The sequence below is a fragment of the Clostridium cibarium genome, assembly GCF_014836335.1.
Taxonomy (GTDB): domain Bacteria; phylum Bacillota; class Clostridia; order Clostridiales; family Clostridiaceae; genus Clostridium; species Clostridium cibarium.
The window spans coordinates 168876-187964 of sequence record NZ_JACSRA010000002.1; the positions used below are offsets into that span (position 1 = coordinate 168876).

At 32.2% G+C, this 19089-nt stretch carries 8 protein-coding genes; 1 reads left to right on the top strand and 7 read right to left on the bottom strand.

Translation table 11 applies throughout. The features are described from left to right. Positions 1–268: 268 nt before the first annotated feature. Positions 269–1612: a sensor histidine kinase gene (locus H9661_RS02135; protein WP_191767592.1), complete on the top strand. Its 1344-nt coding sequence runs from the start codon at positions 269–271 to the stop codon at positions 1610–1612. 26 nt (positions 1613–1638) lie between these two features. On the opposite strand, the gene H9661_RS02140 is transcribed toward H9661_RS02135, so the two are convergent. The 7 genes from H9661_RS02140 to H9661_RS02170 all read right to left on the bottom strand — a co-directional run bounded on the left by H9661_RS02140 (position 1639) and on the right by H9661_RS02170 (position 19024). Then, entirely contained in the window at positions 1639–1782 is a 144-nt protein-coding gene (locus H9661_RS02140) for an AgrD family cyclic lactone autoinducer peptide (RefSeq protein WP_191767593.1), read from the bottom strand. A 197-nt stretch (positions 1783–1979) separates the two neighbouring features. Further along, positions 1980–4667: a glycoside hydrolase family 9 protein gene (locus tag H9661_RS02145; protein WP_243240312.1), complete on the bottom strand. Its 2688-nt coding sequence runs from the start codon at positions 4665–4667 to the stop codon at positions 1980–1982. 40 nt (positions 4668–4707) lie between these two features. Further along, entirely contained in the window at positions 4708–6930 is a 2223-nt protein-coding gene (locus tag H9661_RS02150; RefSeq protein ID WP_191767594.1) for a glycoside hydrolase family 48 protein, read from the bottom strand. A gap of 137 nt (positions 6931–7067) precedes the next feature. Then, the gene (locus H9661_RS02155; RefSeq protein WP_191767595.1) at positions 7068–8618 is read right to left on the bottom strand and encodes a glycoside hydrolase family 9 protein; all 1551 of its coding nucleotides are present in this window, start codon (positions 8616–8618) and stop codon (positions 7068–7070) included. 113 nt (positions 8619–8731) lie between these two features. After that, on the bottom strand, positions 8732–11653 hold the full coding sequence (locus H9661_RS19470) for a glycoside hydrolase family 44 protein (protein WP_243240313.1): 2922 nt from the start codon (positions 11651–11653) through the stop codon (positions 8732–8734). A 30-nt stretch (positions 11654–11683) separates the two neighbouring features. Then, positions 11684–13828 (bottom strand): glycoside hydrolase family 9 protein, encoded by a 2145-nt coding sequence (locus H9661_RS02165; protein ID WP_191767596.1) that lies wholly within the window; start codon positions 13826–13828, stop codon positions 11684–11686. 111 nt (positions 13829–13939) lie between these two features. Next, positions 13940–19024, bottom strand: a complete 5085-nt coding sequence (locus H9661_RS02170) for a X2-like carbohydrate binding domain-containing protein (RefSeq protein WP_191767597.1) — start codon at positions 19022–19024, stop codon at positions 13940–13942. Positions 19025–19089: the final 65 nt, after the last annotated feature.

Here is a 19089-nt window from a genome sequence, read left to right on the forward strand (position 1 = left end):
TAAGTGATTATATAACCGAATTTTTATTTACAAATGTAGTAAAACTTGCTTTATCTGAAATAGAAGAAAGCAAACTACTTTATTTGTTGTTTGCTTTTTCAACATTATTAATATCTTGCTTTATAAGCAAAATTTTAAAGGTTCTTTTCATTAATATGAAAAAGTTATATCGTAATTATAATATAACTAAAGGAAAATAAGATAATAAAAATATTAAATTATCTTAATACATTAGTTGATTTAATATTTTTTTGAAAGGTGGTTTAGAATGTCGACTTTAGTTTTTAAAATATTATATCCTCTAATAATGGCAATTATGTTATATGAACCAGTTATTATTCTTAGTTCTTTAAAATTATATAAGAAAAAACTTTCTATCTTCTTTTTGCTTGCTTATATATTTATATTTTTAGCACAAGGTCAAACAAAGAATAAATATGCGTTACTAGTATCAATTTTCTGTGCAACAATTTATTTGTTTTTAATCAGTAAAAATGTTATATATTCCATTTTTATTAGTTTAGTTACTATGATTATTTTAATAACAAGTGATTCCTTTACAGGTTTCATTTTTATGCAAGTTTTTAATTTATCCTATTTTCAAATAACATCAAATATTAATCTATATTTTATTATGGGAATTCTAATTTTATTTTCAACAACAATTATATGCATAGTACTAAACCGCTTAATAGGTTTTAACAAAATATACAATTATTTTAATATGTTATTAAATAAATATTCAGAATTTAAACTTGTTATTAATTTAGTTTCAGCTTTTATGGCTTTAATAATTTATATACTATTATTCAGCAAATTATTTGTTTTTGTTGATAGCACAATAGTTCTAGTATATGCCATATGCTCTTTTCTGTTATTTATATTTTCTGTTACTATAGTATATATATCTATTTATTCCATTAAATTATCAATAAATCAAGATGTTGTTGACAAAGAAAATAAGCAACTAAAAGAATATTCTACAATGCTTGAAAATATGTCAACTGACTTAAGACGATTCAAACATGATTATATAAATATCCTTTCAACCCTTGGAGAATTTATTAATGAAAAAGATATTAGTGGATTAGAAGAATATTATAAAAGCGAATTACTTCCTGAAAGTAATAAGATAATTAATAGGGATAAATATGTATCGCTACTTAAAAATATTAAAATTACTCCACTAAAGGCTCTAATATCTTCAAAAATAATTTATGCTCAATCAAGAGGTATCGATACTAGGGTTGAAATATTAGATGAAATTGATGAACTTCCTATTAGAACCTTTGATATATGCAGGATAATAGGAATATTCTTAGATAATGCAATAGAAGCTACCTTATTATGCGATAAAAAACTTATTCATTTAGCCTTTGTAAAAACTGATGATTCTATAGTTATTATTATTTTAAACACCTGCTTAGAGGATTCTCCGCCAGTCTATAAAATTTATAACAAAGATTTTTCAACTAAAGGTACAGATAGAGGAATAGGTTTAAAAACAGTTAAAGATATGCTAAATGATAATTATAAACATATCTTATTAAACACTACAATGGAAAATTGCACTTTTAAACAAGAAATGATTATAAATAAAAGCGATAACTAATTTTAGTTATCGCTTTTATTTACTTTTTATTCTACTTTATATAATGATTTAGGCATCTTTGGTTCTTCAAAAAATAACCAAAAACACAAAGATGATGATGTAGTTGCAGCTAACATAGCAATTGCAGAAATAAGTAGTGCCATAGATTTCTTAAATTTAAAAGACTTCATTCTTCACTTACCCCTTTCCAAGTATCGTTTACATACCAATTATAGCACAATTTACATATTGTTTTCATAACTTTTATGTAAAGTTTACTATTTTTTAATAAAAGAAAAAGTATCTAAACAAAGTTTTCCTTTGTTTAGATACTTTTAAATCTTCCTTTATAATAATACTTGCTTTCTTAGTAGAACCTTACTGATAATTAAAGCATATCATAAAGTTCAAACAAATCAGAAATATCTATTTCTCCATCTTTATTAACATCTGCATTTTTCTCATTAATCTTGTTGCTTGGATTTAATAAATACTTCTTCAATGCAATAGAATCAGCCATTGTAACTTCACCGTCTCCATCTACGTCTCCTAGAAGTACATCTGGACCATTACCGTTATCATCCATATAAGATGAAATCCATGCAAATGGTGCGTTCCAGTTAATTGTAATTTCATTAGTTGACCATGATTCTATATTATCCATAAAGCATTTTTCTGAAGCCATTTCTCCTGGTTGCCATCCTGAACCCTTTACCCATGGATCTTGTAATCCTGAATTTGGTCCACCTGACATACATCCTGCTGGTGCATGTGGGAATGCAGGGTCAGTTTGATATGACCAAAAACGATGATGTGGATTTTCTAATGGATTAGAACCATATCCAGTTATATAACTTTGAACATTTGGATTACATCCAAGTAGATAGTCCATAACTCTTGAAGCACCATCAATATACTTGCTTGTATTTGGACTAAAATCATTTGCATAAGCCATTAATATAGCAGAGTTAGCGACAAATGAATTTGATCCCCATGGAAGTCCTGTGATTTTCTTAGTTGAATCTGAAGGAAGTCCTGCTTGTGTAGATGATAATTCACTTTCATTAATTGGAATACCATATCCCTGATTATTTTCTATATCGATAAATTTATCAGCTGCTGCCTTTATATTATCTCTAGCCTTTTCAACATCTGCAGAAGGTAAATTAGTCTTTACTGAAGCTAAAGTAATAGTTCCTAATCCTTGAACATTACCCCAGTCAAAGCATCCAACTGTACCGTTATCTTCTCCTCCAGTTAATGTAGTAGGCATTTCTAAATAATGCTTAGAAGTCTTAGCATAATCAAGATATTGTTGATCCCCTGTAGTTGCATATAATTCACATGCTGCCCAGTAGAATTCATCTCCTACATAGTTATCACCGTAAGCTCCACCACCTACGCTACCTTTAATAGGAGCTAAAATATCTGGATGCTTCTCTGCTGCTTTCCATGCTGTTTCAGCTGCATCTTGGCATGTTTTCGCAAACTTTGGATCTATATCCTTCCATAAACGAGCTGCTTGTGAAGTAACTGCTGCAAAGTTCAATGTAGCTGCTGTACTTGGTGGTTGTAAATAACGATCTTCATCATCTTGGTCAGGTCTCATTCCAAGGGCAGTCCAACGTTCATCATGAGCTTTATGATGTACCATACCAGCATATTCTTGATTAAGTTCCTTTGGTATTTGCATCTTTAAGAACATTTCTACATTCCAACGAGATTCATCAAGAATATCAGGAATATTATTGCCACTTTCAGGGATATTCATTGTGTTATCTCCAAATGGAGCCTTTGTTAAATCTTGTCCCTTTTCTTTAGCTCTTTCATATTGATTCATCATAGTCCAGGTAGAAATACCACCATTTACTATATACTTACCATGGTCTCCAGCATCATACCAACCACCAGTTACATCTAGTGAATAGTTACCTGGATACCAATTTGCTTTATTATCTGAAGTAGTTTTAGCATTTTGTAAAATATCCTTTGGATGTCCAGCTGGTCTAGCCAAATCTTTAGTTCCGCAGTATGGCATTTTTATCTCTATACCACTTCTATTGTGATAGAAATATTTTATTGCATCAGACTTCATCTTTGTATATAAATTCTTGCCTATTTCAAAAGGTAAACTTTCATAACTAGATACCTTTGCTTGAACATCTGACTTATTAACTGCTAATTTATATCCCTTTCCTTCTTGCTTAAAGGATGAGAAATCAATTGTGTGTACTTTATCTCCTGAAGCATGATCATCTCCAAATACTGTTGTCATTCCTGAATCAACAACATTATTGCTAGAATCTAATAACTTCCAAGGAATAGGACTTGTAGATTCTGATAATACAGTAGCCTTCTTTTCACGATTTGGAAGATATCCAACTTGGTTTACACGTATTGCATTAGTTGGTTCTGGTGTTGTTTTTTTGTAACCAATAAATTGTGGATCATCTAAATATATATTATCAAAAGAGAACTTATATCCCATTTCTGATGCAGCACAATCTCCAGCTAAGTGGAATGCAAATTCACATTTAGGATCAGTTTCATCATTCATAGTGAACTCTGAAGTTACTGTTTTGGGAACACCTGCTTGTAAATCATATGGATTCCAGTTGTTATTCCAGTATTCTTTATATGGTTTACCTTGTTGACCTATCTTAGGATATATCTTACAGTTATGATCTGCAGTAACTGTAAACTTTACAGTGTAGTGATGTCCTCTTTCAAGTGTTAATCCTCTATGACGGAATTGTACTGCCCATCTATTATCCTTAGTAGGTGGTGTTTGAATCTTATTTATAGTAACATTGTAAGTTCCTCCTGAAATATCAAAAGTACCTTCTGCTGGATAAGTTTCAACTTCTGTCCATGGCAATCCAACACGATTTTCAAATGTACTATTTCTTATTAAGTGACCTTGGCTTTCATATTCATCGTTACTATTAGAAGCACTTGTTAAGTTCACTTCAGCAGCATTAACCTTTGAATTGCTATAGTTTGCAGTAGGTGTAACTAAAGTTACACTTACTGTCATAGCTGAAAGAACCAAACATAATAATTTTTTCTTTATCATTCTTTCTCCCCCTTAAATTTTTATAACTTTTCACACCAAATTACAACATATCATAAAGTGCAAATAAATCACTAAGATCGATTTCATTGTCCCCGTTAATATCAGAATTTGCTTCATTTATTTTATAACTAGGGTTTAATAAGTATTTCTTTAAAGCAATGCTGTCTGCCATAGTAACTTCACCATCACCATCAACATCACCTTTAAGTACTGGACTTGGTAACTCTGAAACAAGGTTTGCATAAGTTCCATTAGCAATTGCAATTTCTGATTGAGCCCAGAAACGGTGATAATGGAAAACTGGATCTTCTCCTTTATCATAAGCTTCCTTCAACATGTTATATTGAGGATCTTTTTTATACTTAGAACGAATGTCAATAAACTTAATTCCTGGCTTAATTATATCTCCATTAGCCATCTTTCCTGAATATCCACTTGGAACAAATACTTCTTGCTCAAAGAACTTTTTATAATCAGCTCTCTTTTCTGGTGAAGATAATCCCTTATCATCTTGATAGCTATTCCACATACGGTCAAGTAATTCTTTAGAAAGCTTTTGAGCTGACATATCATACTGACCATTATATAAGGTGTCTTTATATTTATGAGAACCTGCAGCATAATACATTAATGTATTTGCTAAAGATGCTGCTGGTCCAAGATCTTGTGAATAATCCTTTACTTTTACATGAAGATCAGGATTTCCTGTATATGATCCATCCCATGTATCAGGCTTTCCTGACCATTCTAAGTTAGAAGGAACTTCAAAAGTTCCATCATCTTTAAGATGAACTTCTCCCTTAACCCAATTAACCCATTTATCAAGAAGTTTACCAGCCTTTTGATCTCCTGTATTATAGAAATATTCAGCTATACGTTGCATTGACCAAACTTGCATACCAAACCATTGATTACTTGGTGGATCATGATAAACTGGTGCTTCATCATAAGCCATTCCATAGAATGTTGTAGTTCCTGCTGGATACTTACTGTTACTACCATTTTCATCAGTAGTATATGAATTTGTAGCACCACCTGCTATAGCACCTTCTGAACTTTGTAACCATTGATAGAATTCAAGTTGACGTTTTAAACTCTTAGCCCAATCCGATTGACCATTTTGAGACTTAGGCTTAAAGTCCTTAGAAGTTGACATAATCCAAGCTGTCATTGGATTTTGATATCCAAAGTGATTATGTCCACAAGATATCTTCCAAGACCAATCTGCATTGTCACTTCCACCCCAAGAATAGTACCAACCTAATAAGTAGTGTTGATTAGTTCCTTGTTTTTGATTATCTGATCCTATACCTATTTCTCTAAAGTATTTATCAAACATTGAGTATCTTAAATAGTCACCCATTTTTGTTGCTTTTGATACTTCATTATTTACATTTGATCCTTGTTCCTTAGCCCATTGATCTGCCCAATAAGTTGCTTGAACTGCACGAGCATCTGCATCAGAAGCTATTGTATATCTCCATTGTTTTGAATAGCTATCATCTGCATTAAAGATATCTAAGAAACCATTTCCTTTGTCTCCACCCCATTTAAATTTTTCATATGATGGATGAGTGATTGCTTTCCATACTGACTCGCTAGATCCTCTTTGATAGTTGTTAATGTACGCTGGATTAGTGTCATTTGCATTTCCACGATTTCCATAACCATACCAGTTATCTGTATCTAAAAGCCAATGCATTCCATACATTTCATCTGTACCATAAGCACTCTTTAAATCGTTACATATTGGATCTTGTCCAACAGGTGCGTTTGCATCTCTTCTACTTGGATATTTGTTAATTGATACATATTCATTTATGAAATCTGCAGGATCATTAGGTTTATAAGTATTTAATCCCTTTTGATCTACTCCATGAGGTATAGCGTAAGTATCTGCTGATTGCCATGCATCCTTAAATGCAGACCAATCATTAGTGAACTTACCATACATAGCTTCTAACCACATATAGTAACTATAACCTTCACTTGTTGTTTCATGTCCATAATCAGGACCTTCAACCATTAATGTTTCAACTGAATGATATGGAACCCTTAAAGTTTTTCCATCACTTGTTTTAATTTCTCTAAAATATCCATTGCTTGGATCATGTATTTTTTCTCTTAAATCTAAGAAATGTTGTTTATACTTTGCACTCTCTTCATCATTTGCAGCCTGAGCTGTTGAAGTTAGCACTGGTGATAATACAAATGTAGCACTAAGAACAGCTGCTAATATTAATTTAGATTTTGCCTTTATCACTATAAATCCCCCCTAAGTTTTTTAAATATATATTGTGAATTCCTTTGCATTTAGTTATTAATTTACCTTACCTCCTTATTTAATTTCTTAATGCATTGGATTAACAATCGCTTTTTGTTTTACTATACATAAATTTACTAAAGTAAATCATATATATCATATAAATCTGCAATATCAACTTCACCATCATTATTTACATCTGCTGCTTTTGTGTTGATATCACCTGATTTTCCAAGTAAATATTTTTTTAATGCTATAACATCACTCATTGTGATTTGTCCATCTCCATCTACATCGCCTAGCAATACACTTTTTTCATAAGTATATTGAACCATTCCAGATAAAGCACCAACTAAACCAGCATTGTAATCAATTGCAACTTCAGTAAATTGATATTGATTTATATCCTCTACATAATTGTCATTTGCATCTGGTCCACCTACTAATGCCCCAGTTAATACATACTTTGCTTCTTTTTCATTGTCATGGTTGTCGTTAGTATATCCATTAGCTGCTCTATGATGTGGATGTTTTGGATAGTTTGAACCAAATCCAACTACATATGACATGTTTTTTGGATTTTTACCTAATATATAATCTAACTGAGACTTTGCAAAATTCTTCAAAGACTCATCTTTAGTTTGCTTATAATATGCTAAAGCTAGCATTGATTCTGCAGCAGAATACCTAAGCACTCCCCATTCAGTTAAATACTTTAATCCACCTGGTGTTGTTTTTATTGAATTCTTCCAATAATCCAAGTTGTACTTCATAGCACTTTTATATTTAGCTTCTCCTGTTATTTCAGCTAATTTTAAAATTACAGGAAGTTTCATACTATTCCAACACATTGTCCAATTATCATCTAAAGAACTTGAATTTGACATTATTAATTCTTTAGCATCGCTTAAATACTGATTATCCCCCGCAGCTTTATAAAGCCAAGTTGCTGCCCAAGCTAAATCATCATTATATTGAGAAGAAACATAATAGCTTTGCCCATTACCGCATCCCCTATTATTTTTTCCCATATTGTATAATTCCTTAGCTGCCTGCAAACATTTATTTGCATAGGAGATGTCTTTACCTTTATAATTCAAATACATTAAACTTAATGCTGCTGAGGTTTCTCCTAAGACATCTGATGCTGGCTTACCTGAATCAGCTACAAATAGCGTTTTTCTCGATCCAGGTTGTTTTTCAGGGCTTCCCCAATAATTATGATCTACGTCTCCGTCACCCACTTGATAATAGAATATGTTTTGAGTTGGATGACATTTCAAGAAATAATCTGTAAAATGTTTTAATTGTTGAAGTTGTTTTGATGTATTTCCACTAAGGTCAAATCCATCTTTAAATTCATATAATGCCCATCCCATTACTGAAGCTGCATAACCTTGAGGAAGTCCAAATTTTACATGGTCTCCGGCATCATGATACCCCCCAGATAAATCAAGTCCTACATCACTTCCATCAGTTGTATGACAAGCACCTCTCCAATCAAATTCGTTGTTTTCTCCAGCATCTTTACCACACTTATTGGCATCATAAAATATTATTGAATCTTTTAATGCAGTCTTATAATCCATGCCTTCGCTAGCCCTAGCAATACGTCCTGGAATAATGGCCGTAGCCATTATTCCTAAGGCAGTAATTAATGCTATATAACTTCTACTTTTTTTAATCATCTTTTTCCCCCCCCACTTTAATTCTCAAAACAAAGCATAATTAATGATTTTTTAATCATCACTGTCTTATGCTAGAAAACATAACCTTTATTTTGAAACTTATTTTTTATTGCTTATAACAAATCATAAAGTGCAAATAAATCAGAGATATCTACTTCCTTATCTTGATTGATATCTGCATTCTTTTCATTTATCTTATTTTCAGGTGATATTAAATATTTCTTTAAAGCAATACAGTCTGCCATAGTTACTTCTCCATCACCATCAACATCACCTATAACAAGATAAGGTTTGTTTTTATCACTCATAGCCTTAGCACTATCCATAATTACATTTGCAATTGAACTAGGATATAATACACGGAACCCATCATAATCTGGATAGTCTTGTTTTCCATCAAATCCTACAGCAGTTAAAATCCAGAACATTGACCCTGCTCCACCATAATTTAACACTGTATCATTCCATGTCTTATAAACACTCTCTTGATTGCTCTTAATACCATATTCCTCAAGAACTGCTGGCTTATTGACCGCTTTAGCTGCATCAATATGATCCTTTATCCATTGAGTACCCCATTCTACTGATCTTCCCCATCCATCTGGATATAGGTGATAAGTACCATAATCTATAGAAGGAAGTGCTACTATTTTATCCCAATCTACACCTGCTCCTCCGTTATAATCATAATCACTACTATATTTACTGTCTTTTCTGTTAAAGAAACCTTCATCTCCAACTGCTACCATATGATCTGGATCGATACTCTTTATATATTCACTCATTTCCTTAACCCAGTTATAAAGAGTAGCTCCTGATTTATCATCTCCACATCTAGGTTCATTACCAAGTTCCCAAGTCATAATAGTTGGATCATCTTTATACTTAACTCCTGTCAATGAATTTGTTCTATTTAAGAAATGATTTATATAATTTTTATATGCTGTTTTGCAAGCCTCATTTGTGTAGAATTTGTCATGACTACCTGCTCCTGTCCATTGAACATACTTATCTATTCCACCAAAATCCTTCCAGTTATTTATAAATGGAATAACTAATTTCATACCAGCTTCTTGAGCCTTTTTAACAACATAATCAAATTTCTTAAATCCATTTTCATCATATACACCAAGACTTGGTTGTAAAACTATATCACAGCTCTTATCTCCATCAAGAAATCCCCAAGTACGCATTACTTTTAACCCCATAGTTTTTGCTTTATTAAATACATCATCAACCATATAATCTGGAGCATAAGGCAAATAATAATTATTTGTACCTTGGAAATAGAATGAACTTCCATCTAAAGAAAATTCACTTCCATTAGCTTTTACAAATCCACTTTTTGATTTAGTTGGATCTGTTGGTTGTGGATTATCTTGAGATTTAGCATCTAACACCAAATGACATACTGATAACTGAGGTACTTCATAAGTAAAACTGTTATCCTTTATATTTGTAATTGAATCTTTTTCCTTAATATCTGAACTGTCTTTATCAAATCCCCAAACCTTACCTGATGTATACTTTTTATCTCCAGCAAGGTTTACATTAATCTTCATTGGTTTATCATAATTCTTATTAATTAAAATTACATGAAGTTTATTACTATCTTTACTATCAACTGCTGAATAGACAGATGAATTTTCTATATCAGATGTATTCGCTTTTACCTTTATATCACCATAAGTTGAATTTTTCCCATCGTAATTTCTATATAAATTGAAAGCAGCTTGTGTATAATTTGTATCTCCATTAAATCCCCAAAGTGAAGCGAAATATACATTTTGGTTTGCAAAAATACCAAAAGCATCTGCTTGTGCTATTCCACCTGAAATATGGTCACCGCCACCAAAATTATATTCAGTAATAGCAAGTTTTGTTCCTGGATAATATTTATTTATTGATGCTTGCATTTTGGGAATAATTGGTGTTTGATCTTTACACCATTGTCCTATCCAACTATCTTCTTTATAGTTTGAATCCCATAAAGTTCTTGTTGCTTGTATACGTGCCTTATTGCACTCTATATTACTAGGATCATTTTTTTCTGTTACTCTAACTCCTCCACCTTTAGCTTCTGGATAATAATGAAAATCAAATACATCAAGTAGTCTCTTTCCTTCAGTAGTTTCAGCTTGCTTCATTTTATCTAGATAATAATCTACAAACCAAGAATATTTACCTTCAGCTTTAGCTGCATCCCAATCTGAAGCTTTTTGAAGTGATTGATACGCCATCATTCCATATAAAGCTGGTCCAAAAATTTCTGCCTTTGGATCTACATCTTTAACTGCTTTAGAATAGGCTATACTCTTTTCTAAAAGTTCGCTACAAGTAACATTTTTAGGATGTATCCTTGAATGTGTACTTGACCATAATCCTGGTTCATTATCTAATGAATATCCCTTTATTCCTGTGGTTGTATCGGCTTTACCATATTTCTTTGTCAAGAAATTTACAAACTCATCCATATAAACTGCATTATCATTTACATCTGGAGTATCTGCAAAAGCACTATCTTTTTTAGGTTTTACTTCTAACCATCTTGATGATGGTGCAACTTCTGCTTCTGAAACAGGTCCACTCTTATCCTTAGCTACATACCCTGCCATCTGTAAAGTTACTAACGAATATTTTGAATTTGTTTTCAAGGCACCATCGTGGAATGAAGTTACAACTTGTCCAGGTATATTTTGTTCTGAATAAGGACTATTCATATTTAAATAATTATCACTTTGATGCTTATAATCACTACCGGCATTGGAAGCATTATTCTCCCAATTATAACCAGTAAATCTATTTCCTCCATCTCTTAAAGCTGTGGCAACTTGTGTTATTGTCCCTTGATTTCCTCCGAAATCATTATTTGATCCATATATATATGGACTAATATCTTGTCTTTCTGAATTTGTATCTATACTTACGTTTATATTATTAACTTGTCCTTCTTCTGCATTAACCATGTTATATGAGGCAAAAGAAGAAGTTACTGCAAAAGCTAAACATAAGGAAACTAACTTTTTTAATTTCATTTTAATCACCTACCAAATTATTGAATATTCTTATAACAACGCTTCAAGCTCGTATAAATCAGCTATATCTATTTCTCCATCTTTATTTATATCTGCTGCTTTTTCATTAATCTCAACCTTAGTTGAAATTAAATATTTCTTTAGTAATATCATATCTGTGAGTGTTACTTCACCATCACCATCAAGATCCCCAAGTTTAACTTCCTTACCTCCTTTTTCAGGAGTGATTCCATAAACTAGAACACCGTCATCATATACTGGTATCTTATTTGTTTGTTTTGGCGCTTCTCCAGGGGTTTTCTCTATTTCCTCATATGAGAAATCATTAGAGTTATCCCAATAGGTTGCATTTTGATCAATAGATGGTGCTAATATTCTAAATTGAACTTCTTTTCTGTAATGCTGTTGCCCTCCAGGATATATCTTAGTTCCTGTAAAGTCTGCATTAACGTAATATATATTATTTTTTTCATCCCAAGGTATTAAATTTGATACCTTAGCTCCCTGATTGTAATTTGTACTTACTTTAATATCTTCAGCCTTATATCCAGCCTTCACAATTTCACTTATGTCTATAAAATATTTGAAAGAAAGTTTATCTCCAACCTTTGCTGGCCAACCTGTTTTGTTATATAAAAGAGCTTTTATTTCCATGAAATTAGGCCCGCTGGCATTTACAGCTGCTTCTACATAAAACTCATCATTAGTTTTAGGTTCTATTGACTTAAAGTTTTCTATAGGTTCTCCTCCGTGTGCCTTATACATTTTGGCTAATGCCCCAACAAAACCAGCATTATAATCGCATGCTACTTCGTTATGAGTGAAGTCTTCAACATCATCTATATAACTATCGTCAGCACTAGGTCCTCCTACTAATCCTCCATAAAGGACATGTCTCTCATATCCAGGCACTCCTTTCTTATCTAACCAAGATCCTTGTGCTCCTCTATGATGTGGATTTTTGGGAGAATTAGTACCAAAACCCACTTCAAAACTTCTTCCTGTACTTCCTAAAGCATAGTTTAATTGACTTTCCATAAAGTCTTTATATATTGAAACCTTTGATGGTGTACATCCTGACCACTCCGAATATACTCCTGCTAAAAAAGCTGTAGTAGTTGCATATCTAAGTGAGCCCCATGAACTTAACCATGCTAATCCCTTTGGTGTATATTGAACACGATTTCCATCGTAACCTGTTGTCCAATAATCTAAATTTCTCTCTGCACTCTCTTTATAAATCGGATTATTTGTTATTCTCGCTAAAAGAATTTGCGCACCAAAATGAACATCATCCCAACATTGTCCCCATCTATATGAGATTGTTGTCGTTTGCTGTTCAACTCCCCAATGACTAACATATCCTTCTGCTTTTTCTAAATATGAATTATCATTAGTTGCAAGATACAACCAAGTTGCCGCCCATGAAAGTTCATCCCAGAATCCACTACTTACAGAATAATATGATGATGCTGCTTTATATCCAACATCACTTTTAGTTTCATCTGCAAATTCAAATAATTCCTTTGCATGTTTTAGACAAGTTTCAGAGTACTCTGGATCAGTATCTTTGAAAATAATAGCAGCTGATGCAAGTGATGCTGCTGTTTCTCCACATACAGTTGTTCCAGAATTTTCTTTATCTAACTTAAATGATGGTCTTTCCATCTGCATTACTTCTGGAGGTCCCCACCAATTATGATCTTTTCCTCCATCTCCAACTTGATAATAATAAACATCTTTTTCTGGATGACATTTTATAAAATAATCATTAGCCCATTTTATCGAATCCTTAATGTACTTAAGCTGTCCACTTTTTTCATATGCATCTTTATCTTCATACACAGACCAAGCTAACATTGTTGCTGTATAAGACATTGGTAAATTAAATTTCACGTGATCTCCAGCATCGTAAAAACCACCTGTAAGATCTAAGCCAGCATCTGACCCGTCTTCCATTCCTGAGTCATTTCTCCAATTATCTCTTTTATCTGAAGGTAACTTACCAGAACGTTGAAAATCATAAAACATTATAGATTTTTGTAATGCTTCACCATAATTGAAAGTCTTATCTTCTGCTGCAATACTTATATCACTTGGCATTATTCCAGATGTACAAAAAGTAAGAATCAATAAAACTACAACTTCCTTAATTATTTTTTTCACTACTATCATCCCTTCTAAAAAATTACACTCAAACCAACTTATTGCTGACTAATCTTTATAGAAATCTATAAAGATTAGTCACAATAATTTATTTTATAGGGAATACCCTATCCTAGTTGGTTAATTTATATTTATCTTTCCAAATTGTACAGTAACAGGTACACGTTTTTTATTAGTATCTAATAAAGTTGTTTTTCTGAATTCTGTTATTGCTGTTTCTCCTTTTGCTGCAGTATCTTTTACCTTGAATTTCAAAGTAACAAATACACCTTCTTCCTTTATTTCAGCATTTGCCTTACCTATTGGCATATATCCAATTCCTATGAACTTGCTTGCTGGTATGATATTCCCATCAGCATCTCCTTTACTAGGAATTATTGAACCAAATTCATAACCAGTACACTCTAAAACACTTGTATCATAGTTAAGGTTTAGTGATGCAGAAAGAATACCTCCAGTAGGAATATTCTTAATTAAAACTGGAACATTAAATGTTTCACCTACTTTAACATTCACTGCATCTGTCTTAATTAAAGGAGTAGTTACTGGTACATCTGTTTTTATTACATTAACAATTAAACTTTGTGCATTTCCATGGTTAAATACAAAATTAAGTGTAGCTTGTCCTAATGGTAATTTGCCTAAGTAAGTTTTACTTAATACAATACCATTGCTTCCTTCTGTGTAATCTTGTCCTTTTACTAAAGTAGTATCACCATTCTTAATTGCTTCAATAGTATTTCCGTTGTATTCTATTCCCACTGAAATATCAGCTGGTTTACTTTGGTCAAATTCTACCTTTGTATTAGCTAATTTTGAATCAACCACAACTTCTGTTTTGCTGACTTTAACTGTCAATGTTTCACTACTTCCGTTGCTAAAAGTAAATTTAAGTGTAGTTTGTCCTAATGGTAATTTGCTTAAGTAAGTTTTACTTAATACAACCCCATTGCTTCCTTCTGTATAATCTTCTCCTTTTACCAATGTACTACTGCCATTAGTAATTGTTTTAAGAGTATTGTTGTTGTATTCTATTCCCACTGAAATATCAGCTGGCTTAGTTTGATCAAAATTCACTTCTGTTTCTTTTAACTTAGCATCTTTACTAACTGGTGGCTGTCCACCTATATTTACTGATCCATCTGCAAAGTTTACTTTGTATGGTTTGCTCTTTTCAGCACCAGTTGGCATGTATTGGAATGTTCCCTTTGTTGCAAATGTAATTGGGCTAGTTCCTTTTGATGCTGTGTCTTTTATAGTCATAGTAATATTACATAATACTCCATCTTGTCCAATTGATTCTGTTGGATCATCATTTGATGTTGAATTCATATATAATACTTTTACTATTCCACCTGGAAGTATGCTTCCATGGAATGTTGATGTTGGATTTGGGCAATTTGTTGCCGGTTCTACCTTTACATTTTCAAACTTAGTTGTATCATATTGTAGACGGAAGTTATATCCATATACTGCCTTATCCTTTTCAATTCCCTTTACTGTTACTGGTACTACTACAGTATCTCCAGGATTACCATTAACATCTGCTACTTTTACATCTAGAAGATCACCTACAACATTAATTATTAATGTTGGATCATTTCCATTGTCGAAGTCAAATACAAGAGTTATTTGTCCAGTAAATTGGCTTAAGTAATCTTTACTTAATACTACTTGTCCATTAACTATTGTGTAGTCTTTTCCTTCTACTAAAACTTTATTTCCATTTTTTATTGCCTTAAGAGTATTCCCATTGTATTCTACTCCCACAGTAATATCTGCTGGGTTAGTTTGATCAAAATTCACTTCTGTTTCTTTTAACTTAGCATCTTTACTAACTGGTGGTTGTCCACCTATATTTACTGATCCATCTGCAAAATTTACTTTGTATGGTTTACTCTTTTGAGCATCTTTTGGCATGTATTGGAATGTTCCCTTTGTTGCAAATGTAACTGGGCTAACTCCTTTTGATGCTGTATCTTTTATAGTCATAGTAACATTACATAATACTCCATCTTGTCCAATTGATTCTGCTGGATCATCATTTGATGTTGAATTCATATATAGTACTTTTACTATTCCACCTGGAAGTATGCTTCCATGGAATGTTGATGTTGGATTTGGACAATCTTTTCCTGGCTCTACCTTTACATTTTCAAATTTAGTTGTATCATATTGTAAACGGAAGTTGTATCCATATACTCCTTTATCCTTTTGAATTCCTTTTACTGTTACTGGCACTACTACAGTATCTCCAGGGTTACCAGTAACTTCTCCAACTTTTACATCAAGAAGATCACCTACTACATCAATTACTAGTGTTGGATCATTTCCATTATCAAAGTCAAATACAAGAGTTATTTGTCCGTTAACAAATTGACTTAAGTAATCTTTACTTAATACTACTTTTCCATTAACTATTGTATAGTCTTTTCCTTCTACTAAAACTTTATCTCCATTTTTTATTGCCTTAAGAGTATTTCCTTTGTAGTCTATTCCAACAGTAATATCTGCTGGATTTGTTTTATCAAAATCAGCTTGGCTCTTATCTAAAACAGAACTAAGATGTCCAGATACATTTACTGTTAAAATCGGATCATTTCCTGCATCCATATCAATTGTAATTGTTGATTGTCCGTCTGGTAATTGTGCTAAGTAATCTTTACTTAATACTACGTTTCCATCAACTATTGTATAATCTTTTCCTTCTACTAAAACTTTATCTCCATTTTTTACTGCCTTAAGAATATTTCCGTTGTATTCTACTTTTATAGTAGTATCTTTTACAGTTGCTCTATCTACATCTATAGACACTGGATTTATCTTTGAATCTACAATATCACGTTCTACAAATACTGATCCATCTGCAAAGTTTACTTTGTATGGTTTACTCTTTTGAGCATCCTTTGGCATGTATTGGAATGTTCCCTTTGTTGCAAATGTAACTGGGCTAGCTCCTCTTGCTGCTGTATCTTTTATAGTCATAGTAACATTACATAATACTCCATCTTGTCCAATTGATTCTGATGGATCATCATTTGATGTTGAATTCATATATAATACTTTTACTATTCCACCTGGAAGTATGCTTCCATGGAATGTTGATGTTGGATTTGGACAATCTTTTCCTGGCTCTACCTTTACATTTTCAAATTTAGTTGTATCATATTGTAAACGGAAGTTGTATCCATATACTGCCTTATCTTTTTCAATTCCCTTTACTGTTACTGGTACTACTACAGTATCTCCAGGTTTACCATTAACATCTCCTACTTTTACATCTAGAAGATCACCTACTACATTAATTATTAGTGTTGGATCATTTCCACTATCAAAGTCAAATACAAGAGTTATTTGTCCGTTAACGAATTGACTTAAGTAATCTTTACTTAATACTACTTTTCCATTAACTATTGTATAGTCTTTTCCTTCTACTAAAACTTGATCTCCATTTTTTATTGCTTTAAGAGTATTTCCATTGTATTCTATTCCTACTGTAATATCTGCTGGACTTACTCTATTAAAATCAGCTTGTTCCTTATCTAAAATAGAACTTATATCTCCAGTAACATTTAAAGTTAATGTTGGATCATTTCCATCATCAAAATCAAATGTAAGAACCACTTGTCCTTTTGGTAATTTAGCTAAGTAGCTCTTGCTTAATACTACTTTTCCGCCAACTATTGTATAATCTTTTCCTTTTTCTAAAACTTTATCTCCATTTTTAACTGCAAGAAGTTCATTTCCGTTATATTGTACATCTACTGTAATATCCTTTGGATTTGTTCTGTCTACATCAGCTGTAGTTGGAGTAATTACTGAATCTACTATATGTGTTTTAATAACTGTTACTTTTAAGTCAGCATCATTACCTTGGTTAAAGTCAAATGTGATAACTGCATCTCCTTTTGGTAAAGTCTTTAAGAAGTCTTTGCTTAATACTACACCATCAGCAGTTACTGTATAATCCTGTCCTTCTTTTAACACTTTATCTTTATATTTTATTGCAGTAAGAGTGTTACGATTATATTCTATATTTACTGGTATATCAGTTGGTACATTTTTATCTTCTGTAGCAACCTTTGGATCTATTACTGAATCTATTATTGGAATTGGACCTTGTCCAAATATTACTTTTCCATCCACTTCAGCGACAACATTTTGCCATGCTGCTGCTCCATTTGCATTGAATGAGAAGTCGTTTGATTGATCAAAATTACTCCAATTTTCTTTAGAAATTCTTGTTTGAACAACCATTTCTTGTCCTGGTTCAAGTGTTCCAGCCGCATCATCAAATCCAATTTCTAAATAAGTATTTGTAGTAGTACTACCATCCGCTGCTGCAAACGGATTAATTGTTCCTTTTACATTACCTGTTAATCCTCTATAACCTCCAGTTGTTACTGCTGCATAATCACAGAAGAAGTTTTCCTTTTCATCTCCATCAGAATTATAAAAATACTTTAATTTTAAATCTGATAACTTTACTGCTTTATCAGAAGAATTTTTCACCTTAAATGTAGGATTTAAAGTATTTGTAGAAGTTGCTGTAGTACCATTAATTGTATCTACTGTAACATTACCAGTTGGAGTTCTAGATTGATCTGGATCTTGTGCTGGATCTTGTGCTACATCTTTACTTGGAATTACTCCACTAACTTGTTGATCATTTACAAATACTACTGTCTTATCTGTGCTAGTATAACTAGTAGCTGAATTGAATGAGTAGTCATTGCTTTGATTCAAGTTTGACCAATCTTCCTTAGCAAATCTTCCTTGTATTTCAACAACTCCCCCAGCTGCTAATTTACCTGCTTCACTACCAAATGAAATTTCAAGGTAATGATCAGCACCTTCTTTAGGTTGATCCATCTTTACAAAGCTTCCTGATACATTACTTGTAATTCCAGTATAATTGTATCCTTCTATCTTTGAAGCACTATCACAATAAAAATTCTCTGCTTTTTCGCCATCTATTGTATAGTAATATCTTATCTTTACTTGTGAAAGATCTACATCTTCACTTCCTGTATTAGTAATCTTATACTTTGTTGCTACTCCATTTGTAGTCTCTGAAGTATTAGTATTAAACATTTGTACATCAACATTATTGCCTTCTTTGGCATATGTTGGATAACATTGCATTGTTATCGATGCAGATAGCAATGCTGCAGTAATAAGTGAGCAAACTTTTAATCTTTTCATTTATATTTCCCCTCCCAAAATTTGAAAAAATCTATATTAAACATATAGTGATTTTTTTACATTTC